The organism is Azospira restricta, assembly GCF_016858125.1.
GTDB lineage: Bacteria > Pseudomonadota > Gammaproteobacteria > Burkholderiales > Rhodocyclaceae > Proximibacter > Proximibacter restrictus.
On record NZ_CP064781.1, the window covers coordinates 2,416,551 to 2,441,199 of the forward strand.

Sequence of the window (24,649 nt, forward strand, 5' to 3'; positions counted from 1 at the left end):
CCGGCTTTCGCCGGAATGACGTGCCCCCGACACCGAAGCCTGCCCCCCGTCATTCCGGGCCTGACCCGGAATCCATTGCGGCCGTTTGGTTTGCCGCGGAGCTTGGCGCAGACTTCCCGTTTTCTGAAATCGACAGGTCATTGGCGTGCATTCGCTGCGATGCGACCGTCGGTCGCCGTTGGCAGGGGGTGTAAGGTTTGCCGCACCACCGACGACCAAGCTTGGGGTAGCCGCGGAGTCGCGCGGGATCAAAAGCCGCTGCCTGCTGTCTCACCCCGCAACGGAGAGAGGACGCCATGACACGCTATACGAGAAACGAAGCCGCGATCGCCGCGCTGAACCCCGAGCAGTATCGGGTCACCCAGCAGAGCGGTACCGAATACCCGGGCACCGGCGAGTATCTGCACAATCACGCGCCGGGAATCTACGTCGACGTCGTCTCGGGCGAACCGCTGTTCGCGTCGAGCGACAAGTTCGACTCGGGCTGCGGCTGGCCCAGCTTCTGCAAGCCGATCGTCCCGGCTTTCGTGACCGAACTGCACGACACCAGCCACGGCATGGTCCGCATCGAAGTCCGCTCGACCCACGGCGACAGCCACCTCGGGCACGTCTTCCCGGACGGCCCGGCGGATCGCGGCGGCCTGCGCTACTGCATCAATTCCGCGTCGCTGCGCTTTATCCCGCTCGACCAGATGGAAGCCGCGGGCTACGGCGAGTACATCGACCAGGTGGAGGGGGCGTGATGGCAGACACAGAGCGCGCAGTCCTCGCCGGCGGCTGCTTCTGGGGCATGCAGGATCTGATCCGGCGCCTGCCGGGGGTGCTTTCCACGCGCGTCGGCTACACCGGCGGCGACGTGCCCCGCGCCACCTATCGCAACCACGGCAGCCATGCCGAGGGGATCGAGATCGTGTTCGACCCGGCGCGGCTGAGCTACCGGCGCCTGCTGGAGTTCTTCTTCCAGATCCACGACCCGACGACCCGCAACCGCCAGGGCAACGACCGTGGGCCGTCCTATCGTTCGGCGATCTACTACGTTGACGAGCGCCAGCGGCTGATCGCGCTGGACACCATCGCCGACGTCGATGCCTGCGGGCTGTGGCCGGGCAAGGTGGTGACCGAGGTCGAGCCGGTTGGCGATTTCTGGGAAGCGGAGCCGGAGCATCAGGATTACCTGGAGCGCCATCCCGGCGGTTACACCTGCCACTTCCCGCGTGCCGACTGGGTGCTTCCGCAGCGACGGGCGACGGCCGCCGGATAGGGCGCCTGCGCGCGGGGGCCGGTTGGCAGAGGCGGACGGCTGGCCGCGTCTTGGCGACAAGACCCGTTGCGGATGGCCAGGCCATCCGGTGCCGGACCTTGGCCTGGCACGCAACGGGTGCCCCAGTGTCCGGGGAGCTGGCCGGTCACGCGCGTGCGTTAACGGGATGAAGCCGCCACCTTGGCCCGCGCCATGTGCAGTTTTTTGTAGCTGTCGATCAGGCGCTGGTGCCGGTCGAGCCCTTCCAGTTTCATGCTCGTTGGCGTCAAGCCGAAGAAGCGCACGCTGCCGTCCACCGACCCCAGCACCGCGTCCATCCGCGGGTCGCCGTACATGCGGCGGAAATTGGCCTCGTAGTCGTCCAGTTCCAGCTCGTCGTCGAGCAGCACCTCCAGCACCACATGCATGGCCTGGTAGAACAATCCGCGCTCGGCCGTGTTCTCGTTGTATTGCAGGAAGGCGCCCACCAGGTCGTGGGCTTCTGCAAACTGCTTCAGCGCCAGATGGATCAGCAGTTTCAACTCCAGAACCGTGAGCTGACCCCAGTCCGTGTTCTCGTCAAACTCGATCCCGATCAGGGTGATGATGTCGGTGTAATCGTCGAGTTCGCTCTCTTCCAGCCGTCTGAGCAGCGCTGCCAGGGCTGCATCGTCGAGGCGATGCAGGTTCAGGATGTCGGCGCGGAAGGCCAGCGCTTTGTTGGTGTTGTCCCAGATCAGATCCTCGACCGGATAGATTTCCGAATAGCCCGGCACCAGGATGCGGCAGGCGATAGCGTTGGAACTGCCGCCGAGCTGGTCATACACCGCCATGTACACTTCCTTGCCCATGCCTTCGAGAATGCCGAACAGGGTTGCGGCTTCGTCGGCGTTGGAATTTTCCCCGTGGCCGGAAAAGTCCCATTCGACGAAGTCGTAATCGGCTTTGGCGCTGAAGAAGCGCCACGACACGACGCCGCTGGAGTCGATGAAGTGTTCGACGAAGTTGTTCGGCTCGGTGACCGCGTTGGACTCGAAGGTGGGCCGGGGCAAGTCGTTCAGGCCTTCGAAACTGCGCCCCTGCAGCAGCTCGGTCAGGCTGCGTTCGAGCGCCACCTCCAGGCTGGGGTGCGCGCCGAAGGACGCGAACACGCCGCCCGTGCGCGGGTTCATCAGGGTGACGCACATCACCGGAAACTCGCCGCCGAGCGAGGCATCCTTGACCAGCACCGGGAAGCCCTGCCTTTCCAGCGCCTCGATGCCGGCGAGGATGCCCGGATATTTCGCCAGCACGTCGGGCGGCACATCGGGCAGCGCAAGTTCGCCTTCGAGAATTTCGCGCTTGACCGCCCGCTCGAAGATTTCCGACAGGCATTGCACCTGCGCTTCGGCGAGCGTATTGCCGGCACTCATGCCATTGCTGAGGTACAGGTTGTCGATCAGGTTGGTCGGGAAATACACCACCTCGCCGTCCGACCGGCGGACGAACGGCAGCGAACAGATGCCGCGCTGCGCATTGCCGGAGTTGGTGTCGACCAGATGCGAAGCGCGCAACTCGCCGTCGGGGTTGTAGATCTGCAGGCAGTAGTCGTCGAGGATGCCGGCCGGCAGCGCATCCTTGCGCCCCGGCTTGAACCAGCGCTCATCCGGGTAATGTACGAACGCCGCGTCGGCAATGTCCTCGCCCCAGAACTGGTGGGTGTAGAAATGGTTGCAGTTCAGCCGCTCGATGTACTCGCCCAGGGCCGACGCCAGTGCGCTTTCCTTGGTCGCGCCCTTGCCGTTGGTGAAACACATCGACGAGTGCGCATCGCGGATATGCAATGACCACACGTTGGGCACCAGATTGCGCCACGAAGCGATCTCGATCTTGATGCCGAGGCCCGCCAGGAACCCCGACATGTTGGCGATGGTCTGCTCCAGCGGCAGATCCTTGCCGGCGATATAGGTGCTCGCGCCCGCAGCCGGATTCAGCGTCAGCAAGGCCTGGGCATCGGCATCGAGGTTGTCGACCTCCTCGATCACGAACTCCGGCCCGGCCTGCACCACCTTCTTCACCGTGCACCGGTCGATGGAACGCAGGATGCCCAGCCGGTCCTTGGCCGAGATATCGGCCGGCAACTCGACCTGGATCTTGAAGATCTGCTGGTAGCGGTTTTCGGGATCGACGATGTTGTTCTGCGACAGGCGGATGTGCTCGGTCGGGATATTGCGCGTGTCGCAGTACAGCTTCACGAAGTAAGCCGCACACAAGGCCGACGAAGCCAGAAAGTAGTCGAACGGCCCCGGCGCCGAGCCGTCGCCCTTGTAGCGGATGGGCTGGTCGGCGATGACCGTGAAGTCGTCGAACTTGGCTTCAAGACGAAGCTTGTCGAGAAAGTTGACCTTAATTTCCATGCGGGAATCCAAAAATGGCGTTCACAACGCGTTCGCAGCGCGTTCAAAACGAATCAAAAACGATAGGCCGCTATTATCGGATTTTCCCGGTGGAAAAACCGTGCTTCTCTGTAGTTCTCCGGTCCGGTAGGCGGCAGCCTGCGTCGTACCATCCGTTTCCTCATGGCAATGACCCTTCCCGGAATCACCATGTTCATCGCGCTTCGCGGAAGCTGCGAGCCTTCCGCCATCCAGCAGCTGGCCGACGGACGTTTGCGCCGGAGAGAATCCGGATCCCTCCCTGATCCCCGAGGCGCTAGGGATTGCCGCCGGGCTTGCCCTGCAGCCTGTCGATCATGCGTCTGACCGCCTTGATCTGCGGGGCTTCCCGGGTCTGGTAGTCGCTTCCCGTGTAGCCCCACCAATCCCAGCACCCTTTCGGGTTCATGACGACTTTCCACGAGCCGAGGGCGGGGCCGCTGCGCGGAACGATCTGCGGGTAAAGGACGGCGATGCGGTTGCTGTCCGCCCAGGCGTTGTAGCCGGCACCTTCGACGAAGCGCCGCCCGATGTCCTTGGTGGTCTGGCGGCAGCCGTGGAAGGCGACATGTATCCGGCAGCCGCCCGCGCGGCAGGATTTCGGGATGTAGGCATAGGCTTCGTCGGCCATGCTGGCGTCGATCGCCCGCCCGGGAACGAACTCGGCCTGTGCGAATGCCAGCAACTCCCCGTCGGCGGCGCGGGCCTTCGGCTGCAACGGTCCGATCAGGTGTTCCAGCAACTGTCCTGCGGCATCGAATTCCCGGCAGCGGTTGATGAAGGGCGGTTCGGACGTGGCGCAGGCATTGGCCTGCCGGTCGTCGACCGACACCATCGCGTGCCCGGCGTCGGCGAGCTGTTCGCGGCGAATCGCGGTTCCCGGCAGGAGGGAGGCGTAGAAAGCGTGCAGCGCGTCGACCACCTGCGGATTCACCGTCTGGTCCCTGCCGCCGGAAAACAGCCAGGCCCGGTGTCGGCGCAGATGCTCGGGCGGGTCGATTTTCCCGGCCTTGGCCGCTTCGTTGATCGCCCGTTGCTGGTCGGCGAGCGTCGGCGGCGGGGCATCCTTCGAGGGCGCCATGCAGTTCGCCAGCGCGCGCGCTATTTTTCCTTCGGCGCAGTAGAAGGGCCCGCCGGCGATGATGCCGGCTCCTTTCACCGTCCGCGAATGGGCAATCTCGAACTGCACGGCCATGAACCCGCCCGACGACAGCCCCGATACCGTGACGTCCTCCCCGGAAGCCCCGAGTTTTGGCAGCGGGGCGGCGAGGGCCTGCTGCGGCAGGGCGGACAGTACGAACACTACGAACGGTACGAACGGTACGATCGGGAGGAAGGGGGTTTTCCGCGGGCGCATCAGCGGTGAGCTTTCATCAGTCGGCGGTGGCGTTGCGAGGCGTGCGCCCCGGGTATCGATCCCCATGGTGCCATGGCTATGCCGCGAAGCCGCTTTCCAGCACCTTGACCAGCGCATGCAGCGTGCGATTGACCGGCGTCGCGATCCCGTGCGCCTCGCCTCTGCGCACGACGTAGCCGTTCAAGTGGTCGATCTCGCTGCACTTCTGGCGGGCGAGGTCCTGGGCGGTCGAGGACAGCTGGCCGGGCATCGTCTCGGCGATGCGCACGATCGCCGTCCACGCATCGTCCGGCAGCGTGACGCCTTCGGCGGCGGCGACGGCCAGGCATTCGGCGACCGCGTCGCGCATCACCGCCTGCACCTCGGCGCTTTGCCAGAGCTTGCCGTAGGGCGTCTGCGTGATCGCCGAGAGGGCGTTCCAGGCGCAGTTGAGGACCAGCTTCGCCCACAGCGCGCCGGCGACGTTGTCGGAGACGACGATGGGGATGCCGGCGGCGACGAATTGCCGGGTCTGTTCGTCGGTAAGGGTCGCCGGCCCGACCACCAGCTCGCCGCGGCCGTGGTGCCTGACGTGGCCCGGCCCGGCCATTTCGCTGGCGACGTAGACCACCGCCGGCGCCACCCGCTGCGGTAGTTCGGCCTGCAGGCGCTCGGCGTTGTCGACGCCGTTCTGCAGGCTCAGCACCCGCGCGTCGGCGGCGAGATGCGGGGCCATCGCGCGGGCGGCTTGCTGCGTGTCGGTCGATTTGACGCAGCAGAGAATGATCTCGGCGCCGCGCACGGCGGCGGCGTCTGTGTCGGCCGCGACCGCGACGTGTTCGCGGAAGCTGCGGGTGTCGAGCAGCAGCCCGTGGCGGCGGATCGCGTCAACGTGCCCTTGCCGGCCGATCAGGACCACCTCGTGGCCGGCCCGCGCCAGCATTCCGCCGTAATAGCAGCCGACGGCGCCGGCGCCCATGATGGCGATCTTCATCGTTCCTGCTCCTGCGCTGGTTGTCGATTCGCGCGTGGCGGGCGTCAGCCGCCGTGGACTACCGGCTCGTTTTGCCAGAGCGCGACCCATTCGGTCAGCGGGCGGCTTTCGCCGAGGGCGGCGAGCCGCTGGTCGATGGCATCATGGTTTCCCCACACGACATCGCCCAGTGCGCCATTATCCACGCGCGATTCGATGTCGCCGCAATAGAGCCCCTTGTCGCGCTGCACGTAGAAGCCGTAGCTGCGGCAGGCGACCGGGCGTTGGGCATAGACCGGGCAGGCGCCGCTGGCCCGGTCGAGCAGCGGGCAGACGACGGGCGGCGACGGCTGGCGGGCGAGGGCGGCGGCGTTGCCGACGATTTCCGCAAGGCGTTCCGGCGCCAGCCGGGCCAGGCCCTCGCGCAGCAGCGCCCATTCGGCGGCGGTCAGCCGCGGGACGTCGGCGAGGTGGCGGCAGCAGCCGTCGCAGCCTTTGCCGCACAGCCAGTCGGGGTGGGCGTCGCGGATGGCGCCGACGCGGGCGTCGATGTCGCGGTGGAGTTGGTGGAGCTTGGGCATGGATGGTGAGGTGTTTTTCGACATTTACTGGATGCCGAGCCGCTGCAGCCGCCGCTTGAAGGCATGCCGCGAGATGCCGAGGCTGTCGGCGGCCTTGCCCTTGTGGCCGGCGTGCTCGCGCAGCGCGGCGAGCAGCATGTCGCGTTCGGCGTCGGCCAGCGCGTCGCTGATCGAGGCTGCTTCGCGCGGCGCTGCAGCCGGTGCCGCGGGGGCGGCCGGCACGGCGGGCGCCGCCGCCGCGGGGGAAGCCGTTTGCGGCACCTTCGCGATTTCCGGCGGCAGCTCGGCGGCGCCGATCTCGCGGCCGGGGAAGAGGATGGTCAGCCGCTCGATCAGGTTCTTCAGTTCGCGCACGTTGCCCGGCCAGCGGTAGGCGGCGAGCAGGCCGCGCGCCACGGCGCCGAGGCGGATCGGCGCCACGCCTTCCTCGTGCGCGTAGCGGCGGGCGAAGTGGTCGGCGAGTTCGCCGATGTCGTCGCCGCGCTCGCGCAGCGGCGGCACGGCGAGGCTGATGACGTTGAGCCGGTAGTAGAGATCCTCGCGGAAGCGGCCGGCCGCCGCTTCCTTGGCGAGGTCGCGGTTGGTCGCGGCGACCACGCGCACGTCGGCGGTCTGCGATGCGGACGAGCCGATCGCGCGGTACTGGCCGTTCTCCAGGAAGTGCAGCAGCTTGGCCTGCAGCGGCAGCGGCAGTTCGCCGATCTCGTCGAGGAACAGCGTGCCCTTGTCGGCGAGCGCGACCAGCCCGGCGCGGCGCGCATGGGCGCCGGTGTAGGCGCCTTTCTCGGCGCCGAACAGCTCGGCCTCGATCAGCTGCTCGGGCAGCGAGGCGCAGTTGATCTCGATGAACGGCCCGGCGGCGCGCGGGCTGCCGGTGTGGATGGCCTTGGCGACGAGCGCCTTGCCGGTGCCCGATTCGCCGAGGATCAGGATGCGCGCGGTGCCGCTTCGCGCGACGCGGCCGATGGTCGCGGCCAGTTCGAGCAGCGCCGGGCTCTGCCCGACGAGGCCGGAATCGCGCAGCGCGGCGCGGCGATGGAAGTCGATCTCGCAGGCCATGCGCCGCCGTTCGAGCGCGCTCTCGATGATGGCGAGCAGCTCGTCGAGGTCGAAGGGCTTGGTCAGGTAGTCGGCAGCGCCCATCTTCACCGCCTTGACCGCGGCGCGCGTGTCGCCGTGCGCCGAGATCATGATCACCTGCGGGGCGCTGCTGTTGTCATTTTCTCCGCGGGGCAGCGCTTCCAGCACCTCCAGCCCGGAGCGGTCGGGCAGGCGCAGGTCGAGCAGCACCAGGTCGGGGTGCAGCGCGGCGACTGCGGCGAGGCCTTCGGCGCCGGTGCCGGCGCCGTGCACCTTGTAGCCCTCGGCTTCGAGCGCGAAGGTGAGCGAGCTGACGAGGCTGGCTTCGTCGTCAATGATCAGGATGGTCGGCATCGGGTTTCCCGTGGCGTGGCAGGACGACGCGGACGACGGTGCCGCGATGTTCACCGTCCGCTTGGCTCTCGATCTGCATCGTACCGCCGTTGAGTTCGCAGAGCTGGCGCGAGATCGAGAGGCCGAGCCCGACGCCTTTGGTCTTGGTGGTGAAAAAGGGTTCGCTGACACGTTCGAGCAGCTCGGGCGGAATGCCGCAGCCGGTGTCGCATACCTCGATCGCGACCGCGTCGCCCAGCACCCGCGCGGCCAGGCGCACCGCGCCGCCGGCCGGTGTTGCCTGCAGCGCGTTGAGCGCGAGGTTGAGCACGATCTGCTGCAGGTGGTCGGGGTCGGCATGCAGCGTCAGCGCGGGATCGGCGTCGCAGGCGAGCTGCAGGCCCTTGCCTTCGGATTCCGCCGCGACCAGCCCGACGACGCGCTGCAGCGCGTCGCGCACGGCAATCTCCGCCGGGGCCGGCGGGCGCGGCCGGCCGAAGTCGACGAGGTCGCTGACGACGCCGGCCAGGCGGTCGATCTCACGCTCCATGCCGGCCAGCAGCTGGGCGCGCTTCGCGTCCTGCTCACGCCGCGCCAGCGCCTGCACGCTGGTCTTGATCGCCGCCAGCGGGTTGCGGATCTCGTGCGCGATACCGGTGGCGAACTGGCCGAGCACGGCCAGCTTCTCCATGCGCACCGCCTGTTCGAGCACTTCGGCGAGGCGCGCCGACATGGCGTCGAAGGCGTGCGCGACGGTGGCGACCTCGTCGCCGCCGCGGTCGGCGATGCGGTGGCCGAGCTCGCCGGCGGCGATCGCCTCGGCGCCCTCGACCAGCGTGCCGATGCGCCGCCGCAGGTAGCGCGAAAGGCGGTAGAAGACCAGCGCCACCAGCGCCGCGCCGGTCAGCACGGCAACCAGCAGCACGCGCCGTTCGGCCTCGAAGGATTTGAGCACGCCGGCGGCCTCGACTTCGAGCAGCGGCCGCCAGCCGGGCAGCAAGTCCGGGCCCGGAATCTGTCGCCCGCCGCCGCCGACCGCGAGCCCGATGGCGTTGAAGCGGCCGGCCGGCGTCTGCAGGATCGGCTGCAGCGCGCCGGCGGCAGGGTTCAAGCCGAGCTGCTCGGTGAGCGAGGCCAGCCGCACGTGCAGCGCGATGTAGCCGACCACCTGCTCGGCGTTGCCGGCGCGCAGCGGGTGGCGCACCAGCAGCCAGCCGGAGTCGCCGTTGGCCGCCGGCATCGGGCCGATGACATGGGTGTCGCCGAGCGGCGTGATCGGCAGCGGCGCCGTCGCGAACGGGCGGTCGGCCCAGTACGGCGGGCCGGACGCGGCCTGCCCGGGGATCACGCGCTGCAGGCGCCCGTCGGCGTCGAAGAAGAGGATGCCGTAGAGGTCGGGCAGATCCGATTCGATCTGCAGCAGCGCCTTCAGCTCTTCGCTCGCCGGCGTCCCGGCGCGTGCCAGCCCGGCCATGCCGGGGTAGTTGGCGAGCGTCTCGACCTGGTAGCGGCGGGCTTCGAGGTAGGAAGCGAGGCGGTTGGCGGTGGCGGTGAGGTGGGTCGCCACCTTCTCGCCGAGCAGCTGTTCGAGCGCGGCGCCGGTGAAGCGGTCGTAGAGCACGCCGATCAGCAGCACCGGCAGCACCGAGGCGAGCACGGAGAGGATCAGGTAGCGGCGGACGATGCTTTTCTGGATGGCCATGGCGATGCGATGAGCGCCCGGAGAGGGCTGGCGCTACTGTAGAGCAAATAGCTTGCCCGTCAATCGGGGCTTGGTTTCTGGATTCCGGGTCAAGCTCGGAATGACGTGGGGCTTCGGTGTAGGGGCGCGTCATTCCGGCGAAAGCCGGAATCCAGGAAGCGGGGTGGTTGCGGTTGGTGTGGTCGGAGCCTGAGCGGCAGCAACTGGATTCCGGGTCAAGCCCGGAATGACGGGGGAGGGCTTCGGCGTTGGGGCGAGCGTCATTCCGACCCCACTCAAACGATCTCCCCGTACAGATCCCGCCACTGTGGGTTGGCCGACTCGATCAACTCCATCTTCCACGCCCGCTGCCAGCCCTTGATCGCCTTTTCCCGCCCGATCGCCGATTCCATCGTCTCGTGCATCTCGTACCAGACCAGCGTATGAACGCCGTACTTCTTGGTGAATCCCTCGACCTGGTCGTTCCTGTGTTGCCAGATACGCTGCACGAGATTGGAGGTGACACCGGTGTACAGCGTGCCGTTGCGGCAACTGGCGAGGATGTAGACGGCGGGCAGTTTCATGCGCAGGAGCTTACTGGATTGCGGCGCTCACCTGAATGACATATGGATTTGCTCCGGCGCAAGCCCCAGTCATTCCGGGCTTGACCCGGAATCCAGCCGCAGCCGTTCCGGAGGCGGCGCCGCCGCACCGCCCCTCGGACTCGAATCCGGCCGACGGCACTGCCCACCGGGCATTCAACGGCGGCCGAACGGCCGCTTTGCGGTACCATTACGCCTTCGCCGAACCGCCCTGCCAACCACTGTCGAAGCCGCGAATGGCCCTTCCCTACGAACTGCTCATTGGCCTGCGCTATACCCGCGCCAAGCGGCGCAACCATTTCATTTCCTTCATCTCGCTGATCTCGATGCTCGGCGTCGGCCTCGGCGTCGCCGCGCTGATCGTCGTGCTGTCGGTGATGAACGGCTTCCAGAAGGAGCTGCGCGGCCGCATCCTGTCGGTGGTGTCGCACGTGCAGGTGCTCGGCGGGCCGGGCGACCTGTCCGACTGGGAGCGCATCGCCGGGCAGACGACGCAGCATCCGGAGGTGCGCGGTGCGGCGCCGTTCGTGCAGGCGCAGGGCATGCTCTCGTACAACCAGAACGTGCGCGGCACGCTGGTGCGCGGCATCTTGCCCGACCTCGAGGACAAGGTCGCCGATTTCCGTCCGCACATGAAGAGCGGCAGCCTCGATGCGCTGGTGCCGGACAGCTTCGGCATCGTCCTCGGCTCGGAGCTGGCGCGCGCGCTCGGCGTCTTCGTCGGCGACCGGGTGACGCTGATCGCGCCGCAGGGCGTGGTGACCCCCGCCGGGGTGGTGCCGCGGCTGAAGACCTTCACCGTCGTCGGCATCTTCGAAGTCGGCATGTTCGAGTACGACAACGGGCTGGCGCTGCTGGCGATGGCCGATGCGCAGAAGCTCTACCGCATGGAGGACCGCGTCTCCGGCGTGCGCCTGAAGCTCGGCGACCTGTTCCAGGCGCCGCGCGTCGCGCACGAGCTGGCGGTGACGCTCGACGTCGACGCCTACCTCTCGGACTGGACGAAGAGCCACGCCAACTTCTTCCGCGCGGTGCAGATCGAGAAGAACATGATGTTCATCATCCTCTCGCTGATCGTCGCCGTCGCCGCCTTCAACATCGTGTCGACGCTGGTGATGGCGGTCACCGACAAGCAGGCGGACATCGCCATCCTGCGCACGCTGGGGGCGAGCCCGGGCAGCATCATGGCGATCTTCATGGTGCAGGGGGCGCTGATCGGCACCATCGGCCTCTTCATCGGCGTCGCCGGCGGCGTCGCGCTGGCGCTCAACATCGACGTCGTCGTGCCCTTCATCGAACGCCTGCTCGGCACCCAGTTCCTGTCCAAGGAAGTCTATTACATCAACCAGTTGCCCTCCGACCTGCAGTGGAACGACGTCACCGGCGTGACGCTGATCGCCTTCCTGCTGGCGCTGCTGGCGACGATCTATCCGAGCTGGCGCGCGTCGCGCGTCAATCCGGCGGAGGCGCTGCGCTATGAGTGAGGCGCGGGTGGTGCTGGCGGCGCGGGGGCTGAAGAAGCGCTTCGGCAACGGCGAGACGGCCGTGTCGGTGCTCGACGGCGTCGATTTCAGCCTGTGCGCCGGCGAACATGTCGCCGTCGTCGGCGCTTCCGGCTCGGGCAAGAGCACGCTGCTGCACCTGCTCGGTGGCCTCGACGAGGCGAGCGAGGGCGAGGTGCAATTAATGGGTCGGGATTTAACCCGGATCAAGCAAAGCGAGCGCGGAGTCTGGCGTAATCTGCACCTCGGCTTCGTCTACCAGTTCCACCACCTGCTGCCGGAGTTCTCGGCGCTGGAGAACGTCGCCATGCCGCTGCTGATCCGGCGCGTGGCGCGGGAGGAGGCGGAGGCGAGGGCGCGCGAGGTGCTGGCCGAGGTCGGCCTCGGCCACCGCCTGACGCACGCGCCGGGCGAGCTGTCCGGCGGCGAGCGGCAGCGGGCGGCGATCGCCCGCGCGCTGGTGACCTCGCCGGCCTGCGTGCTGGCCGACGAGCCGACCGGCAACCTCGACCGGCAGACCGCCGAGCGCGTGTTCGAGGCGATGCTGGCCGCCAGCGAGAGCCGCGGCACCGCGTTCGTGATCGTCACCCACGATCCGGCGCTGGCGGCGCGCGCCGGCCGCCAGCTGCTGCTGCAGGACGGGCGGCTGGTTGCCTAGTCGATGCTGTAGGGATAGGCTTATGCCCCGTAAAAATTCGGAATCAATAAGGACTCGACACCATGCAGGCTCTCTTCGCTCCCGCCATCGCCATCATGAACCGGCTGCGCTACACGCAGAAATTCGGGGCGATGGGGGTGCTGATGCTCGTTGCGATCGCGGTCCTGATCCTGAACCTCTATTCCGCCCTTGATGCCAACATCAAGGCCTCGCGCGCCGAGCTGCGCGGCATCGCGGTGATCAAGCCGATGCAGCGCGTGCTCCAGTACATGCAGCAGCACCGCGGGATGTCGCAGGGCGTGATCGCCGGCAACGAGGCGATGAAGGAGAAGCGCGCCGGCAAGGAGAAAGAGGTGTCGGAGGCGCTGCAGGCGACCGAGGCGGCGCTGCTGCCGGAGCTGGCGGCGGGCAAGGAGTGGAAGGCGATCACCGGCGAGTGGACGCAGATCAAGGCGGACGGACTCAACTGGACCGGCGTCGAGAGCTTCTCGCGGCATACCGCGCTGATCGACAGCACGCTGATGTTCATGATCGGCGCCGCCGACAGCTACTCGCTGACGGTCGATCCCGACGTCGATTCGTACTACCTGATCGACACCATCATGAGCAAGGCGCCGGTGGCGCTGGAGCGGCTCGGCCAGATGCGCGCGCGCGGCACCGGCATCCTGACCAAGAAGGAAATGCACGACCAGCAGAAGATCGAGATGAGCAGCCTGATGGCCGAGCTGAACGGCGCGCTGAAGAACCTCCGCTTCAACCTGGAGAAGACGGCCCGTTTCAACCCGGGCATGCAGGCGGTGCTGGCGCAGACGAGCAAGGATTTCAGCGAGTCGGCCGAGCAGATCAACAAGCTGATCGTCGAGGACATGATGCTCGGTACCTTCTCGACGTCGCCGAAGGACTACTTCGAGCTGACCACGACGGCGATCGACAAGGGCTACAAGCAGATGTACGAGACGATGCTGCCGACGCTCGAGCAGCTGATCGAACGCCGCATCAACCGCCTGCAGCAGAACCTCTACGTCAGCATCGGCCTCGCCATCCTGATGCTGGTGGTGGTGGGGTACTTCTCCGCCGGCACCTACTACGCGACGGTGAACAGCATCCGGCAGCTGTCGGAGACCGCGCACACGCTGTCGACCGGCGACCTGCGCCCGCGCATCGACCTCGGCACGCGCGACGAACTGAAGCAGGTCGGCGACAGCTTCAACGAGATGGCGAACGCCTTCTCGGCGCTGCTGCGCAACGTCCAGGCGAGCGCCGACCAGGTGCTGTCGGCGTCGACGCGGATGGCCGAATCCTCGTCGCAGATCACGCAGAGCACCGAGTCGCAGAGCGAGGCGGCGTCCAGCATGGCGGCGGCGGTCGAGCAGATGACCGTCGGCATCGACCACATCAGCAAGAACGCGATCGAGGCCAACGAGATTTCGCAGCAGGCCGGCAGCCTCTCCGCCGAGGGCGGCCGCATCGTCGGTACGGTGGTCGACGAGATCCGCAAGATCGCCGGCGCGGTGAACGACTCGGCGAACATCATCGACGAGCTCGGCCGCCAGTCGGACCAGATCTCGGCGATCGTGAACGTGATCAAGGAGATCGCCGACCAGACCAACCTGCTGGCGCTGAACGCGGCGATCGAGGCGGCGCGCGCCGGCGAATCCGGCCGCGGCTTCGCGGTCGTCGCCGACGAGGTGCGCAAGCTGGCCGAGCGCACGACCAAGTCGACGCAGGAGATCTCGGCGATGATCTCGGCGATCCAGAGCGGCACGCAGAGCGCCGTGACCTCGATGCGCGACGGCGTCAGCCGCGTGAACGACGGGGTCGTGCTGGCGACCCAGGCCGGCGAGGCGATGGGCCAGATCCAGGGCAATGCCGAGCAGGTGGTCGGCACCGTCGCCGACATCTCGTCGGCGCTGCGCGAGCAGAGCGCGGCGAGCACCGAGATCGCGAAGAACGTCGAGCACATCGCCGAGATGGCCGAGGAGAACAACTCGGTGGTCGCCGAGAATGCCGGCACCGCGCACGAACTGGAGCGGCTGGCGGAAGGACTGCAGGCGGAAATCCGCCGCTTCCGGGTCAGCTGAGGCTAGCGGCCTCGGGGCGCGGACGCAGCAAGACGGACGCTAGCCCGATGCCGACGAGGGCCGCCCGCGCCGCATGGCCGGGCGGCCCTTTTTCATTGGCTGCGCCCCGCGCGGCGGCGCCGCCAGGCGCGGATCAGATGCCAGCGCCAGGCGGCCTTGACCGCGAAATAGCCGGCCGTCGCCAGCAGCGCGCCGAGCAGCACCAGGCCGATCACCAGCGGCTTGCCGAGGCCATAGGTCCACGCCGACATCGCCTGCATCCAGCCCGCGGGGTCGCTGAAATCGTAGGCCGGCGGCGCGGCGAATTCGGCGCCGCCGCCGCCGAGCACGAAACCGCCGAGGGTGACGGCGACGACGTAGAGCGGAACGATCGTCAGCGGGTTGGTATAGAGCGTGGTCACCAGCGCCAGCGGCAGGTTGACGCGGAAGACCAGGCAGCAGGCGGCGGCGCCGAGCATCTGGAAGGGGCCGGGGATCAGCCCGCAGAACAGCCCGGCGGCGACCGCGCCGGCCGCCGAGTGGCGGTTCAGGTGCCACAGGCGGGGATGCAGCAGCGTATCGGCGAACGGTGCCAGCCAGCGGTTGCCGTGGATAGCCTCGTGCGAGGGCAGGAAACGTCGGATGCGTTTGCGCATGATCGTTCCAATTTTAGCCCAGCTGCCCGCCGATGCGACTGAACCTGCTCGCCTTCGCGCTCGGCGTCTTCGTGCTGCAGGGCGTGGCCGCGCTGCCGGCGCCGCCGGTCTACCTGGCGCTGCTTGCGGCCTTGCTGCCGGCGTGGCTGTACGCGCGGCGGCAGCGGCCGGCGGCACGGCTGTTCGTGGCGCTGGCCTGCGTCGCAGCCGGCTTCGGCTGGGCGGCGCTGCGCGCCGACCTGCGCCTGGCCGACGACTTGCCGGCGGACTGGGAGGGGCGCGACGTCCGCGTCGTCGGCGTCGTCGCCGAACTGCCGCAGCCGTTCGACCGGGGCGATCGTTTCGTCTTCGACGTCGAGGCGGTGCTCAGCGCCGGCGCCCGCGTGCCCGCCCGCGTCATGCTCTCGCGCTACGCCGGCGGCGGCGACGAGATGCTGCCGGCGCTGCGCCCCGGCCAACGCTGGCAGCTGACGGTGCGCCTGAAGCGGCCGCACGGCAACGCCAACCCGCACGGCTTCGACTACGAGGCCTGGCTGCTCGAGCGCGGCATCCGCGCCACCGGCTACGTGCGCGCGACACCGCCGCCGGCGCTGGTGGACGCGCTGGTGCCGCGGCCGGGCTATCTGGTCGAACTGGCGCGCGACGCGATCCGCGCCCGCTTCCTCGCCGAGCTCGCCGGCGCGGATTACGCCGGCGTGCTGGTGGCGCTGACGGTCGGCGACCAGCGCGCGATCCACGGCGACTTCTGGCGTCTCTTCGCGCGTACCGGAACGACGCACCTGATGTCGATCTCGGGCCTGCACGTGACCATGGTCGCGGCGCTGCTGGCGTGGGGCGTGGGTTTCCTCTGGCGGCGCGTGCCGCGGCTGGCGCTGCGTCTGCCGGCGCAACGCGCGGCGGTCGCCGCCGGCTGGCTGGGGGCGCTGTTCTACGCCTTTCTCGCCGGCTTCTCGGTGCCGGCGCAGCGCACGCTGTTCATGCTCACCGTGGCCGCGCTGGCGCTGCTTTCCGGGCGGCGCACGGCGCCGTCGCGGACGCTCGCGCTGGCGCTCGGGCTGGTGCTCGCGCTCGATCCGTGGGCAGTGCTGGCGCCGGGTTTCTGGCTGTCCTTCGGTGCCGTCGCACTGCTCTTCTACGCCGCCAGCGAACGCCTCGGCGAGGTGGCCGGCTGGCGCGCGGCGCTCGCCCGCTGGGGGGCGGCGCAGTGGGCGGTGACGCTCGGCTCGCTGCCGCTGCTGCTGCTCTTCTTCCAGCAGTTCTCGCTGGTCTCGCCGTTGGCCAACGCACTCGCGATTCCGGCGGTCAGCCTGCTGGTGACGCCGCTGGCGCTGCTTGCCGCATTGCTGCCGCTGCCCGGGCTGCTGCAGCTCGACCACTGGCTGCTGGCGCGGGTGATGGATTTCCTAGGCGGGCTGGCCGACCTGCCGGTGCTCGAGCTGCCGGCGCCGCCGCCGTGGAGCGTGGTTGTCGCGCTGGCCGGCATCGTCTGGCTGCTGCTGCCGCGCGGCGTGCCGGCGCGCTGGCTGGGCGCGGTGCTGTTGCTGCCGGCGCTGTCGGCACCGGCGCCGCGGCCGCCGGCCGGCGCGGCGTGGATGACCGTGCTCGACGTCGGCCAGGGGCTGGCGGTGGTGGTGCAGACGGCGACGCGGACGCTGCTCTACGACACCGGGCCGCTCTACAGCGCCGAGTCCGACGCCGGCCAGCGCGTCGTGCTGCCCTACCTGCGCGCGCTCGGCGTCGGCCGCCTCGATGCGCTGGTGGTGACGCACGCCGACAGCGACCATGCCGGCGGCGCCGCCTCGGTGCTCGCCACGCTGCCGGTGGCGCGCGTGCTGTCGTCGGTCGACGACCTGGCGGGCGAGCCGTGTGCAGCCGGGCAAGCGTGGGAATGGGACGGCGTGCGCTTCGCGATGCTGCATCCGGAGCCCGGGCCGCCGCGGGCGCGGACGAAGACCAACAACCGCTCCTGCGTGCTGCGCGTCGAGGCCGGCGGCCGTTCCGTCCTGCTCACTTCCGACATCGAGGCGGCCGACGAGGCGGCGCTGCTCGCCCGCGCGCCGGCCGTGCTGAAGAGCGACGTGCTGCTGGTGCCGCACCACGGCAGCCGGACCTCGTCGACGCCGGCCTTCGTCGCCGCGGTCGATGCGCCGGACGTGATCTTCCCGGTCGGCTACCGCAACCGCTTCGGCCACCCGCGGCCGGATGTCGTCGCGCGCTACGCCGGCCGCCGGCTATGGCGTACCGACCGCGACGGCGCGGTGCGCATCGTATTGGCCGACGCCGTCGAACTGTCCGCCTACCGGCAGGTGCACCGGCGCTACTGGCACGGCCGCTGAGGCGCTTGGGGCCGGGCGCAGCTGGCCAGCCGCTTACCGGCGGCCGTTCCGCTCGTCGTCGTCGCCGCTTTTCGCCGGCGCCGCCTCCTTCCGCTCGTCGCCCGGCCGGGAGCGGCTCTCCACCTCGTAGCGGGTGACCTTGCCCTGGGCGTCGACCACCGGGCGTACCTCCATGCTTTCGCTGAAGATGCGCGACTGGCCGGGGTAGATGAAGTCCGATTGGCCGGTCGGCGTCACGATGCGCACCTCGTTGTGCCGCGATTCGGTGACTTCGTTTGGTCGGCGCTGGCCCGGATCGACCGGCGGCGCGGCCGGCGGCACGATGACCGGCGGGGGCGGCGGAGCGACCACCACCGGCGGCGGGGTCTCCGCGACGGGAGGCGGAGTTTCGACCACCGGCGGCGCCGGTGCATCGAGCACGCCATTGGCCAGGCCCGGCCGCGTGGCGTAGCTGGCGGCGGCCAACAGGCCGTCGATCGGCGCCGCGCCGGCAGTCGGCGTCGTTCCCGGCGTGACCAGCCCGGCGCGGATCTCGTAGGCGGTGTAGCCGCCGGCGACCTGCGCGTTCTCGCTCCAGGCCGTCAGGTAGCGGCCGTCGGCGCCGGCGGTGATCGCCGTCTGGTCGATGCCGGTCACTTGCGGCACGCCGGTCAGTGCGCGCGCCGCCTCGAGCGGCGTGCCGTCGGCGGCGAAGCGGCGGGTGAAGGTGTCGGTATTGCTGCCGCCGGCGGTGTCCGCGTGCTTCCACAGCGCGGCGAAGCCGCCGTCGGCAAGCGCCGTCAGCCGGCTGTAGGAGTTGTTGCCGGCGATGTCGAGCGACTGGTCGACGCGGCGGGCGCTACCGTCGGCGCCGTAGATGCCGTAGTAGAGCTTGTAGGCGGAGGTCGTCGGGTCCTGCGTGCGCAGGGCGATGACGAAATCGCCGCCGGCCAGCGTCGTCGCGCTCTCCAGGAAGAACTTGCCGTGGCTGGTGCCGAGCGCGATCTCGGGGCCGACCGGCGTGCCATCGTTGCCGTAGCGCTGCACGAAGACCTTCGATGAGAGCGGCCAGCCGTAGCTGTCGACGAGGTTGCGCTGGTACACCTCGGCGAAGCCGCCGCCGCTGACCGGAACGATGTACGACAGCGACGGGTTCATGGTGCCGGCCGCGGTGGCGCCCGGCTGCAGGTTGAAGGCGCCGCCGAGCGGCGTTCCGGTGGCGCCGAACAGTTGCCCGCGCCGGCCGACGACGTAGGGCTGCGGGTAGTTCGAGGTCTCGTTGTTCCAGGTGACGATGAAGTTGCCGCCGGCGAGCTGGACGATGCGTGCCGCGTCGCTTTCGCCGTAGTCGTTGCTGATCCGGAACTCGCTGCCGAGCGGCGCGCCGCTGGCGTCGAAGGCACGCCCCCAGAGCTTGCCGAGGTGCGGCTCCCAGCCGAGCGTGCCGGCCGCCGGGCGGGCCTCCTTGTAGGCCCAGACGACGAAGAAGCCGCCGCCGTCGAGGCCGATCACCTTCGGGTCGTACTGGTAGTTGCTGACCGCGGATACCTGGAAGGGCAGGCCCACCGGCTGGCCGGCGGCGTTGAAGCGGCGGGCGTAGATGGTCGAGTAGTCGACGTTCCAGATCGTGCCGGCGGGCGCGTTCTGTTCCATCCAGACGGCGATGAAGCCGCCGTCGTCGAGGAAGGCGACCGAGGGGTAGTAGTCGATACCGCCGCTGGTCGATACCGGCAGATAGCTGCTGATCGCACTGGCCACGGCCGCGCGGCGGACGATGTTCACGACGCCGTCGGCGCTCGCCTGCCGGCCGGCGGCGTGGACGCTGGCGATGCCGCCGGCGCCCGGCTCGATCAGCACCTCGTTGCCGCCGATGTCGATGCGGCCGCCGGCGGTGCCGTAGCTGCCGCCGTCGGCCGAGACGTCGGCGCCGCGCGCGATGGCGACCTTATTGCCGGCCTCGATGTTGATGCGGCCGCCGCTGCCGTTCGTGCCGCCGGAGGCGTCCAGCCGTGCGCCGTCGCGCAGCGTCACGTCGCTGCCGGCGGCGATGTGGATCATCCCGGCCGGGCCGTAGCCGTCGTGCGCGGTGCCGAACATCGACACGTCCACCTTGCCGCCGACGATCACGCTGTCGGCGAAGAGGCCGACGGCGCCGCGCTCGGCGGCGATGTCGCCGAGGTGCTCGATCGACTGCCCGGCGCGCGCGTCGACGGAGAAGCTCATGTAGCCGGAGCCGTTGTCGCCCACCGTCACGCGGTCGCCGGCGGCGAGCACGGTCTGTCCCTGCGGCGTCTGGATGCTGCTGCCGGCCTGCGTGTCGATGCGGTTGGCGAACAGCCAGACCTGGCCGCCGCCGGCGCTCGAGGTGCGGATCTGGGCATTGTTCTCGAGCGTGATGTTGCCGCTGCCGCCGCCTTCGAACAGGTAGTTGCCGGCGAGGAAGTTGGCGTTGGAGAGGTCGCGCGTCGAGGCGATCAGGCCGCTGACGTCGACGCGCGAACCGGCGCCGAAGAGGATGCCGTTGGTGTTGATCAGGAAGACGCGGCCGTTCGACGTGAGCTGCCCGTAGATCTCGGAGCCGCCGGCGCCGGTGACGCGGTTGAGGACGGCGCTGGCCGCGTTCTGCTGCTGGAAATTGACGAGCGCGGCGGCGCCGATCGAGAAGCTGTTCCAGTTGATGATGGCGCCCGGCGTGTTGGTGACCTGCAGCTGGTTGGCCGCCGGATTGGTCATCGTCACGCTGCCGTTGACCACCGTCGCACCGGCGGGCAGCGTATTTGCCGGCGGTGCGGCGACGACCGTCGCCGGCAGCGCGGCGACGAGCAGCGGGATCAGTGCCCGGCGGAACGCCGGACGGGGGGATGGGGAACGGGGTGCGCGCTTCATGTTTTTCTCCCTTTCGGTCGATCGTTCTGAGCTTGCGATGCCTACATGGACCACACCGCGGCGAGGTGGCCGCGGTGCTCGCCTTTTTCCGCATTGCCGGCGCCGTCGACGACGCGGGCGAAGTCGAGATTGAGGTAAAAGCCCTTCCAGCCGGCGATGCGCCAGCCGATGCCGACGCTGGCGGCGCGTTCGTCCGGCGTCGCCGGCGTCTGCAGGCGCCTGACCTGGCCGGCGTCGGCGAACAGCGCCAGGCGGTGGTGTTCCCACAGCGCCGGGCTCAACCATTCCGCCGAGGCCAGCCAGCCGCGGTCGCCGGCGACCTCGCGCTCCTTCAGGCCGCGCACCGAGCGGCTGCCGCCGAGGCCGAACTGCTCGCCGGAAATCAGCGGTGTCCGTGCGTACTGCGTTTCCCCGCGCAGCGAGAGCTGGCTGTTGCCGGTGAAGGTGTACGACCACTGCAGCGAGGCGCGCAGCGTGCTCCAGTCAGCCGTGGCGCCAGCGCGCGCGGCGGCGTAGGCCGCGTCGTCGTTCCTGCTGCCGCCGGGGAGGTTGCGCGCGGCGGCGAGGCTGGCCGCGTAGCTTTGCCTGCCGTGGCGGCCGGAACTGGCGAGCTGCAGCGACAGCGGCCGCGTCGCGACGCGGGTGCCGATGTCGGTGCCGGAGAAATCGACGATGTCGCGATAGACGCGCCGGTCGATCCCGATATCGACGCTCGTCCGCCGGTCGGCGCTGCGCTCCAGGTTGTGGATGTAATGGGCGCCGGCACCGTAGCCCTGGCCGGAAATATTGAACAGGTCGGCGACGCGCCCGGAGTCGACGTCCGAGTAGTTGGCCGAGAGCAGCAGGCTGTCGCCGAGCGCCGGCAGCGGAATGCGGTAGAAGAGGGCGGCGATGGCGACCTGCTCGGCCTTCGCCGGCGACGTGGTGTAGGCCAGCGTCGCCTGATGGTCGCGGCCGAAGACGTTGGCGTGGTGGACGACGATGCCGGCCCGCGCGCGCCCGGTCTCGGGCGTTCCCGTGTTGTCCAGCGTCAGCGACAGCTTCAGCGGCGAGCTTTCCTCGACGCGCACCTCGGCGACGATCGCGTCGTCCTGCTTCGCGAAATCGACGGCGACGGCGTGGCTGGGGTTCTCGTTGGCCAGAGCGAGTTCGCGCGCGAGGCGGAGCAGGTTGGGGCTCTCGCCTTCACGCAGGCTGGGCAGCGCACGGCGGTAGCGCTCGCGGTCGGCGGCGTCGGGCACGACCGCGACCGCCCCCAACGACAGCTCCCGCACCTGCAGCCGCACCGTGCCGTCGGCATCGATGCTGCGCGGCAGGCCGACGGCGACGAGACCGTAGCCGGCGTCGCGATAGGCTTGCTCGATCCGCCTGCGCGCTTCGAGCAGGTCGTCGAGCGTGCGCCGCTCGCCGAGCAGCGGCTCGAGCGGTGGCGCGAGGCTGGCGGCGTCGACCAGCGTATTGCCTTCGACGACGAAGCGCGCGATCGGAAACGTGTTTGCGCTTGCCGGAAGCGTCGCTCCCAGCAGCAGAAGCGCCGGAAGCAGGTGCCGAGATTTCTTGTTCATGTCGTGGTCTTCTTCGCTTGCCCCCTCCCATGCGGCATGCGGCGGGCATGATCCGGCCTAGCAATTGCAGTGCCACAGGGCTGTGGCAATAAAATCAATGACATGCGACTGGTCGCCGGCGCCGTTTCTTCCCGCCGGCTGGAATCGGCCGGCGGCGCTCCAGAAACTGGGAGAGGGGGCGACGGCACGACCTGCGACCGTTCGCCGCGTAGCGCAGAAGACGGATGCTAGACTCCGCGGACGATCATCGAAGCGAGCACCCCATGAGCATTCTTTCGGCATTGTCCCGCTGGTTTTCCGGCCCTGCCTCGGCTGCCTTCGCCGAGTGCGACGTGCGCTGTGCATCGGCCGCGGGCCTGCACCGGATGGCCTACACGGAGTGGGGCGAGCGCGACAATCCGCGCGTCCTCGTCTGCGTGCACGGGCTGACGAGGAATTGTCGCGACTTCGACCGGCTCGCCGGCGCGCTCGCCCGCGACTACCGCGTCGTCTGCCCGGACGTGGTCGGCCGCGGCCGCAGCGGCTGGCTGAAGGATCCCGCCGGCTACGGCTTCCCGCAGTACGTCGCGGACATGATGGTGCTGCTGGCGCGGCTCGACGTCGAGGAGGTGCATTGGGTCGGCACCTCGATGGGCGGGCTGATCGGCATGATCATCGCGAGCCAGCCGGATTCGCCGGTCAGCCGGCTGGTGCTGAACGATGTCGGGCCGGTGATCACGTCCGAATCGCTGCGCCGCATCGGCGACTACGTCGGCAAGGCGCCACGCTTCGACAGCTTCGCCGACGCCGAGCAGTACATCCGGCTGGTCAGCGCGCCCTTCGGCGCCCTGAGCGATGCGCAGTGGCGGCAGCTCACCGAGAGCAGCGTGCGCCGGGGCGACGACGGCAAATGGGGAATGGTCTACGACCCGGCGATCGGTGAGCCCTTCCGCCAGGCCTACCTGCTGCACCAGGACGTCGACCTGTGGCCGGTGTATGACGCGATCCGCTGCCCGACGCTGGCGGTGCGCGGCGCGCAGTCCGACCTGCTCACCGCCGACACGCACGCGGCGATGGGGCAGCGCGGACCGCGGGCGCAGCTCGCGGAAATCGCCGACGTCGGCCACGCGCCGATGTTCCTCGACGACGCGCAGATTGCGGTGGTGAAGGGGTTTCTGCTGGAAGCCTGAGCGGGCAGTGCAAAAAGAAAAACGCCCAGCGGCTGCTGGGCGTTTTGTCGTGTGGCGGAGTGGACGGGACTCGAACCCGCGACCCCCGGCGTGACAGGCCGGTATTCTAACCGACTGAACTACCACTCCGCGTCGGTGCGCTGCTGGGCGGCTGCGTGTGCAACCGCCGGTATGGCTGGCGTCCCCACGGGGATTCGAACCCCGGTTATCGCCGTGAAAGGGCGGTGTCCTAGGCCTCTAGACGATGGGGACCCGGTGCTGCTCAGGTCGATGTTGCCGGCCTTTTTTCTTTCGGTTTGCTGGTGGAGGTAAGCGGGATCGAACCGCTGACCTCTTGCATGCCATGCAAGCGCTCTCCCAGCTGAGCTATACCCCCGGCCCGAAAGAAGCGCGCATTATAGGGAGTAGTTTCGGGCTTGTAAAGCCCGTTTCGCATCGGTCGCGGTGTGCGCGTCGACTACAGCGCCAGCATTCCTTCCAGCTCGTGGATGATCGCCGTCATCTTGTCCTGCTGGCTGCTTTCCGCCATCTGCGCGTCGAGAATTTTTGCGATGCCTTCGCTGCAGACGCCGGCGATGAACTCCTCCTGCGCTTCGGTGAGCGAGAGGCCGACGTAGGCGCGCTCCAGCCGCGTGGTGAAGTCCTGCACCGCCATGCCGGTGGCGACGCGCGTATGCCGCTGCTCGTGGTCGATGTCGTTGAGCGTGCGCGTGATGCGCTGCACGGCGGCGGCGATGCGCTCGCCGCGCCGGTGTGTGCGCGCCTCGGCGATCAGCGTCGCCGCGCGCACGTCGGCGCTTTCGGCGAGGACCGCCAGGTGGTCGCGCAGGCGGCCGCAGCGGTCGGCGTCCTCGAGCGGCATGTTGCTGATCAGCAGCGAGACGTTCGGGTAGGTGATCGACAGGCGGTTGCGGTACTGCACGATGCGTTCCATTCCCGACATGTGGCCGATCACCGAGGCTTCCAGCGGCGTGGCGTCGCCGCGCGAGGCCCGCGTCAGCGGACCTTCCGGGGTGCGCACCTGCACCGCGCCTTCGAGGCCGTAGGCGGCGATGCCGGCGATCGTCTTCTCCGTCAGCTCCTGGTAGCTGGTGCAGCTGTTGAAGGCCTGCAGCGTCTGCAGCAGCGAGCCGACCTCGCTCATGCTGCTCATCGCGGTCATCGCCGTCTGGCTGGCGTAGCTGGCCATTTCCCGGAGCTGCGCGCGTTCGCTGAGGCGGTTCAGCAGGCCGAAGATCTTGGCCTGCAGTTCGCGGAAGTCGAGCGGCTTGACGATGTAGTCGTCGGCGCCCGCTTCGTAGCCGCGCAGCCGCGCCTCGATCTCGTCGTGCGCGGAAACGAAGATGACGGGAATGGCGGCGAGGTCGAAGTCGGCCTTCAGCCGGCGGCAGGTTTCGTAGCCGTCCATGCCCGGCATCTCGACGTCGAGCAGGATCACCTCGGGGCGGTCGCCGGCGGCTGCGTCCAGGCAAGCCTCGCCGCTGCCGACGTCAGTGATCCGGTAAGTGTCGCCGATGCTCTCGATGACCATCGTCCGCATCAGTTCGTCGTCGTCGACGACCAGGATTTTCTGTCCTTCCGCCATCGCAGCCTCCTCC

18 protein-coding genes and 3 tRNA genes are annotated in these 24,649 nt (G+C 69.0%); 7 read left to right on the top strand and 14 right to left on the bottom strand.

Annotated elements, in window-relative coordinates; all coding sequences use genetic code 11:
- The first annotated feature begins 296 nt into the window (after nucleotides 1-296).
- A complete protein-coding gene (gene msrB / locus IWH25_RS11880; protein ID WP_203386013.1) occupies nucleotides 297-743 on the top strand; it encodes a peptide-methionine (R)-S-oxide reductase MsrB in 447 nt (148 codons plus the stop codon).
- Nucleotides 743-1,261 carry a peptide-methionine (S)-S-oxide reductase MsrA gene (gene msrA, locus IWH25_RS11885; protein WP_203386014.1) on the top strand — a complete coding sequence of 173 codons (519 nt, stop codon included), beginning with the start codon at nucleotides 743-745 and terminating at the stop codon, nucleotides 1,259-1,261. The genes msrB and msrA overlap by 1 nt, the downstream gene beginning before the upstream one ends.
- Nucleotides 1,262-1,419: 158 nt before the next feature.
- On the opposite strand, the gene IWH25_RS11890 is transcribed toward msrA, so the two are convergent.
- The 7 genes from IWH25_RS11890 to IWH25_RS11920 all read right to left on the bottom strand — a co-directional run bounded on the left by IWH25_RS11890 (nucleotide 1,420) and on the right by IWH25_RS11920 (nucleotide 10,222).
- Nucleotides 1,420-3,636: an OsmC domain/YcaO domain-containing protein gene (locus IWH25_RS11890; protein ID WP_203386015.1), complete on the bottom strand. Its 2,217-nt coding sequence runs from the start codon at nucleotides 3,634-3,636 to the stop codon at nucleotides 1,420-1,422.
- A 295-nt stretch (nucleotides 3,637-3,931) separates the two neighbouring features.
- The gene (locus tag IWH25_RS11895; protein WP_238998882.1) at nucleotides 3,932-5,077 is read right to left on the bottom strand and encodes an extracellular catalytic domain type 2 short-chain-length polyhydroxyalkanoate depolymerase; all 1,146 of its coding nucleotides are present in this window, start codon (nucleotides 5,075-5,077) and stop codon (nucleotides 3,932-3,934) included.
- Nucleotides 5,078-5,087: 10 nt separating this feature from the next.
- The gene (locus IWH25_RS11900; RefSeq protein WP_203386016.1) at nucleotides 5,088-5,984 is read right to left on the bottom strand and encodes a ketopantoate reductase family protein; all 897 of its coding nucleotides are present in this window, start codon (nucleotides 5,982-5,984) and stop codon (nucleotides 5,088-5,090) included.
- A gap of 44 nt (nucleotides 5,985-6,028) precedes the next feature.
- Nucleotides 6,029-6,544 carry a YkgJ family cysteine cluster protein gene (locus tag IWH25_RS11905; protein ID WP_203386017.1) on the bottom strand — a complete coding sequence of 172 codons (516 nt, stop codon included), beginning with the start codon at nucleotides 6,542-6,544 and terminating at the stop codon, nucleotides 6,029-6,031.
- 24 nt (nucleotides 6,545-6,568) lie between these two features.
- Entirely contained in the window at nucleotides 6,569-7,978 is a 1,410-nt protein-coding gene (locus tag IWH25_RS11910) for a sigma-54-dependent transcriptional regulator (protein WP_203386018.1), read from the bottom strand.
- The gene (locus IWH25_RS11915) at nucleotides 7,956-9,659 is read right to left on the bottom strand and encodes an ATP-binding protein (RefSeq protein ID WP_203386019.1); all 1,704 of its coding nucleotides are present in this window, start codon (nucleotides 9,657-9,659) and stop codon (nucleotides 7,956-7,958) included. The genes IWH25_RS11910 and IWH25_RS11915 overlap by 23 nt, the downstream gene beginning before the upstream one ends.
- A 275-nt stretch (nucleotides 9,660-9,934) precedes the next feature.
- Entirely contained in the window at nucleotides 9,935-10,222 is a 288-nt protein-coding gene (locus IWH25_RS11920) for a GIY-YIG nuclease family protein (protein WP_203386020.1), read from the bottom strand.
- Between the two features lie 254 nt (nucleotides 10,223-10,476).
- On the opposite strand from IWH25_RS11920, the gene IWH25_RS11925 reads away from it, so the two are divergent.
- The 3 genes from IWH25_RS11925 (at nucleotide 10,477) to IWH25_RS11935 (ending at nucleotide 14,481) form a co-directional block, all read left to right on the top strand.
- Nucleotides 10,477-11,724 (top strand): lipoprotein-releasing ABC transporter permease subunit, encoded by a 1,248-nt coding sequence (locus IWH25_RS11925; RefSeq protein ID WP_203386021.1) that lies wholly within the window; start codon nucleotides 10,477-10,479, stop codon nucleotides 11,722-11,724.
- Nucleotides 11,717-12,400 (top strand): lipoprotein-releasing ABC transporter ATP-binding protein LolD, encoded by a 684-nt coding sequence (gene lolD, locus IWH25_RS11930; RefSeq protein WP_203386022.1) that lies wholly within the window; start codon nucleotides 11,717-11,719, stop codon nucleotides 12,398-12,400. The genes IWH25_RS11925 and lolD overlap by 8 nt, the downstream gene beginning before the upstream one ends.
- Nucleotides 12,401-12,462: 62 nt before the next feature.
- Nucleotides 12,463-14,481: a methyl-accepting chemotaxis protein gene (locus IWH25_RS11935; protein WP_203386023.1), complete on the top strand. Its 2,019-nt coding sequence runs from the start codon at nucleotides 12,463-12,465 to the stop codon at nucleotides 14,479-14,481.
- Nucleotides 14,482-14,573: 92 nt separating this feature from the next.
- On the opposite strand, the gene IWH25_RS11940 is transcribed toward IWH25_RS11935, so the two are convergent.
- Nucleotides 14,574-15,116: a DUF2062 domain-containing protein gene (locus IWH25_RS11940; RefSeq protein WP_203386024.1), complete on the bottom strand. Its 543-nt coding sequence runs from the start codon at nucleotides 15,114-15,116 to the stop codon at nucleotides 14,574-14,576.
- 32 nt (nucleotides 15,117-15,148) lie between these two features.
- Here IWH25_RS11940 and IWH25_RS11945 point away from each other — a divergent pair, with 32 nt between their 5' ends.
- Entirely contained in the window at nucleotides 15,149-17,452 is a 2,304-nt protein-coding gene (locus IWH25_RS11945; RefSeq protein ID WP_203386025.1) for a DNA internalization-related competence protein ComEC/Rec2, read from the top strand.
- A 33-nt stretch (nucleotides 17,453-17,485) separates the two neighbouring features.
- On the opposite strand, the gene IWH25_RS11950 is transcribed toward IWH25_RS11945, so the two are convergent.
- Together IWH25_RS11950 and IWH25_RS11955 are read right to left on the bottom strand one after the other, a co-directional pair.
- Complete coding sequence (locus IWH25_RS11950; protein WP_203386026.1) at nucleotides 17,486-20,317, bottom strand: two-partner secretion domain-containing protein; 2,832 nt, start codon at nucleotides 20,315-20,317, stop codon at nucleotides 17,486-17,488.
- 41 nt (nucleotides 20,318-20,358) lie between these two features.
- Entirely contained in the window at nucleotides 20,359-21,882 is a 1,524-nt protein-coding gene (locus tag IWH25_RS11955) for a ShlB/FhaC/HecB family hemolysin secretion/activation protein (protein WP_203386027.1), read from the bottom strand.
- A gap of 263 nt (nucleotides 21,883-22,145) precedes the next feature.
- On the opposite strand from IWH25_RS11955, the gene IWH25_RS11960 reads away from it, so the two are divergent.
- Complete coding sequence (locus IWH25_RS11960) at nucleotides 22,146-23,051, top strand: alpha/beta fold hydrolase (RefSeq protein WP_203386028.1); 906 nt, start codon at nucleotides 22,146-22,148, stop codon at nucleotides 23,049-23,051.
- 52 nt (nucleotides 23,052-23,103) lie between these two features.
- Here the strand turns inward: IWH25_RS11960 and IWH25_RS11965 are convergent.
- The 4 genes from IWH25_RS11965 to IWH25_RS11980 form a co-directional block, all read right to left on the bottom strand.
- Nucleotides 23,104-23,180: transfer RNA gene (locus tag IWH25_RS11965), tRNA-Asp, on the bottom strand.
- A gap of 47 nt (nucleotides 23,181-23,227) precedes the next feature.
- Nucleotides 23,228-23,303: transfer RNA gene (locus IWH25_RS11970), tRNA-Glu, on the bottom strand.
- 48 nt (nucleotides 23,304-23,351) lie between these two features.
- Nucleotides 23,352-23,427: transfer RNA gene (locus IWH25_RS11975), tRNA-Ala, on the bottom strand.
- An 81-nt stretch (nucleotides 23,428-23,508) separates the two neighbouring features.
- Entirely contained in the window at nucleotides 23,509-24,636 is a 1,128-nt protein-coding gene (locus IWH25_RS11980) for a response regulator (protein WP_203386029.1), read from the bottom strand.
- Nucleotides 24,637-24,649: the final 13 nt, after the last annotated feature.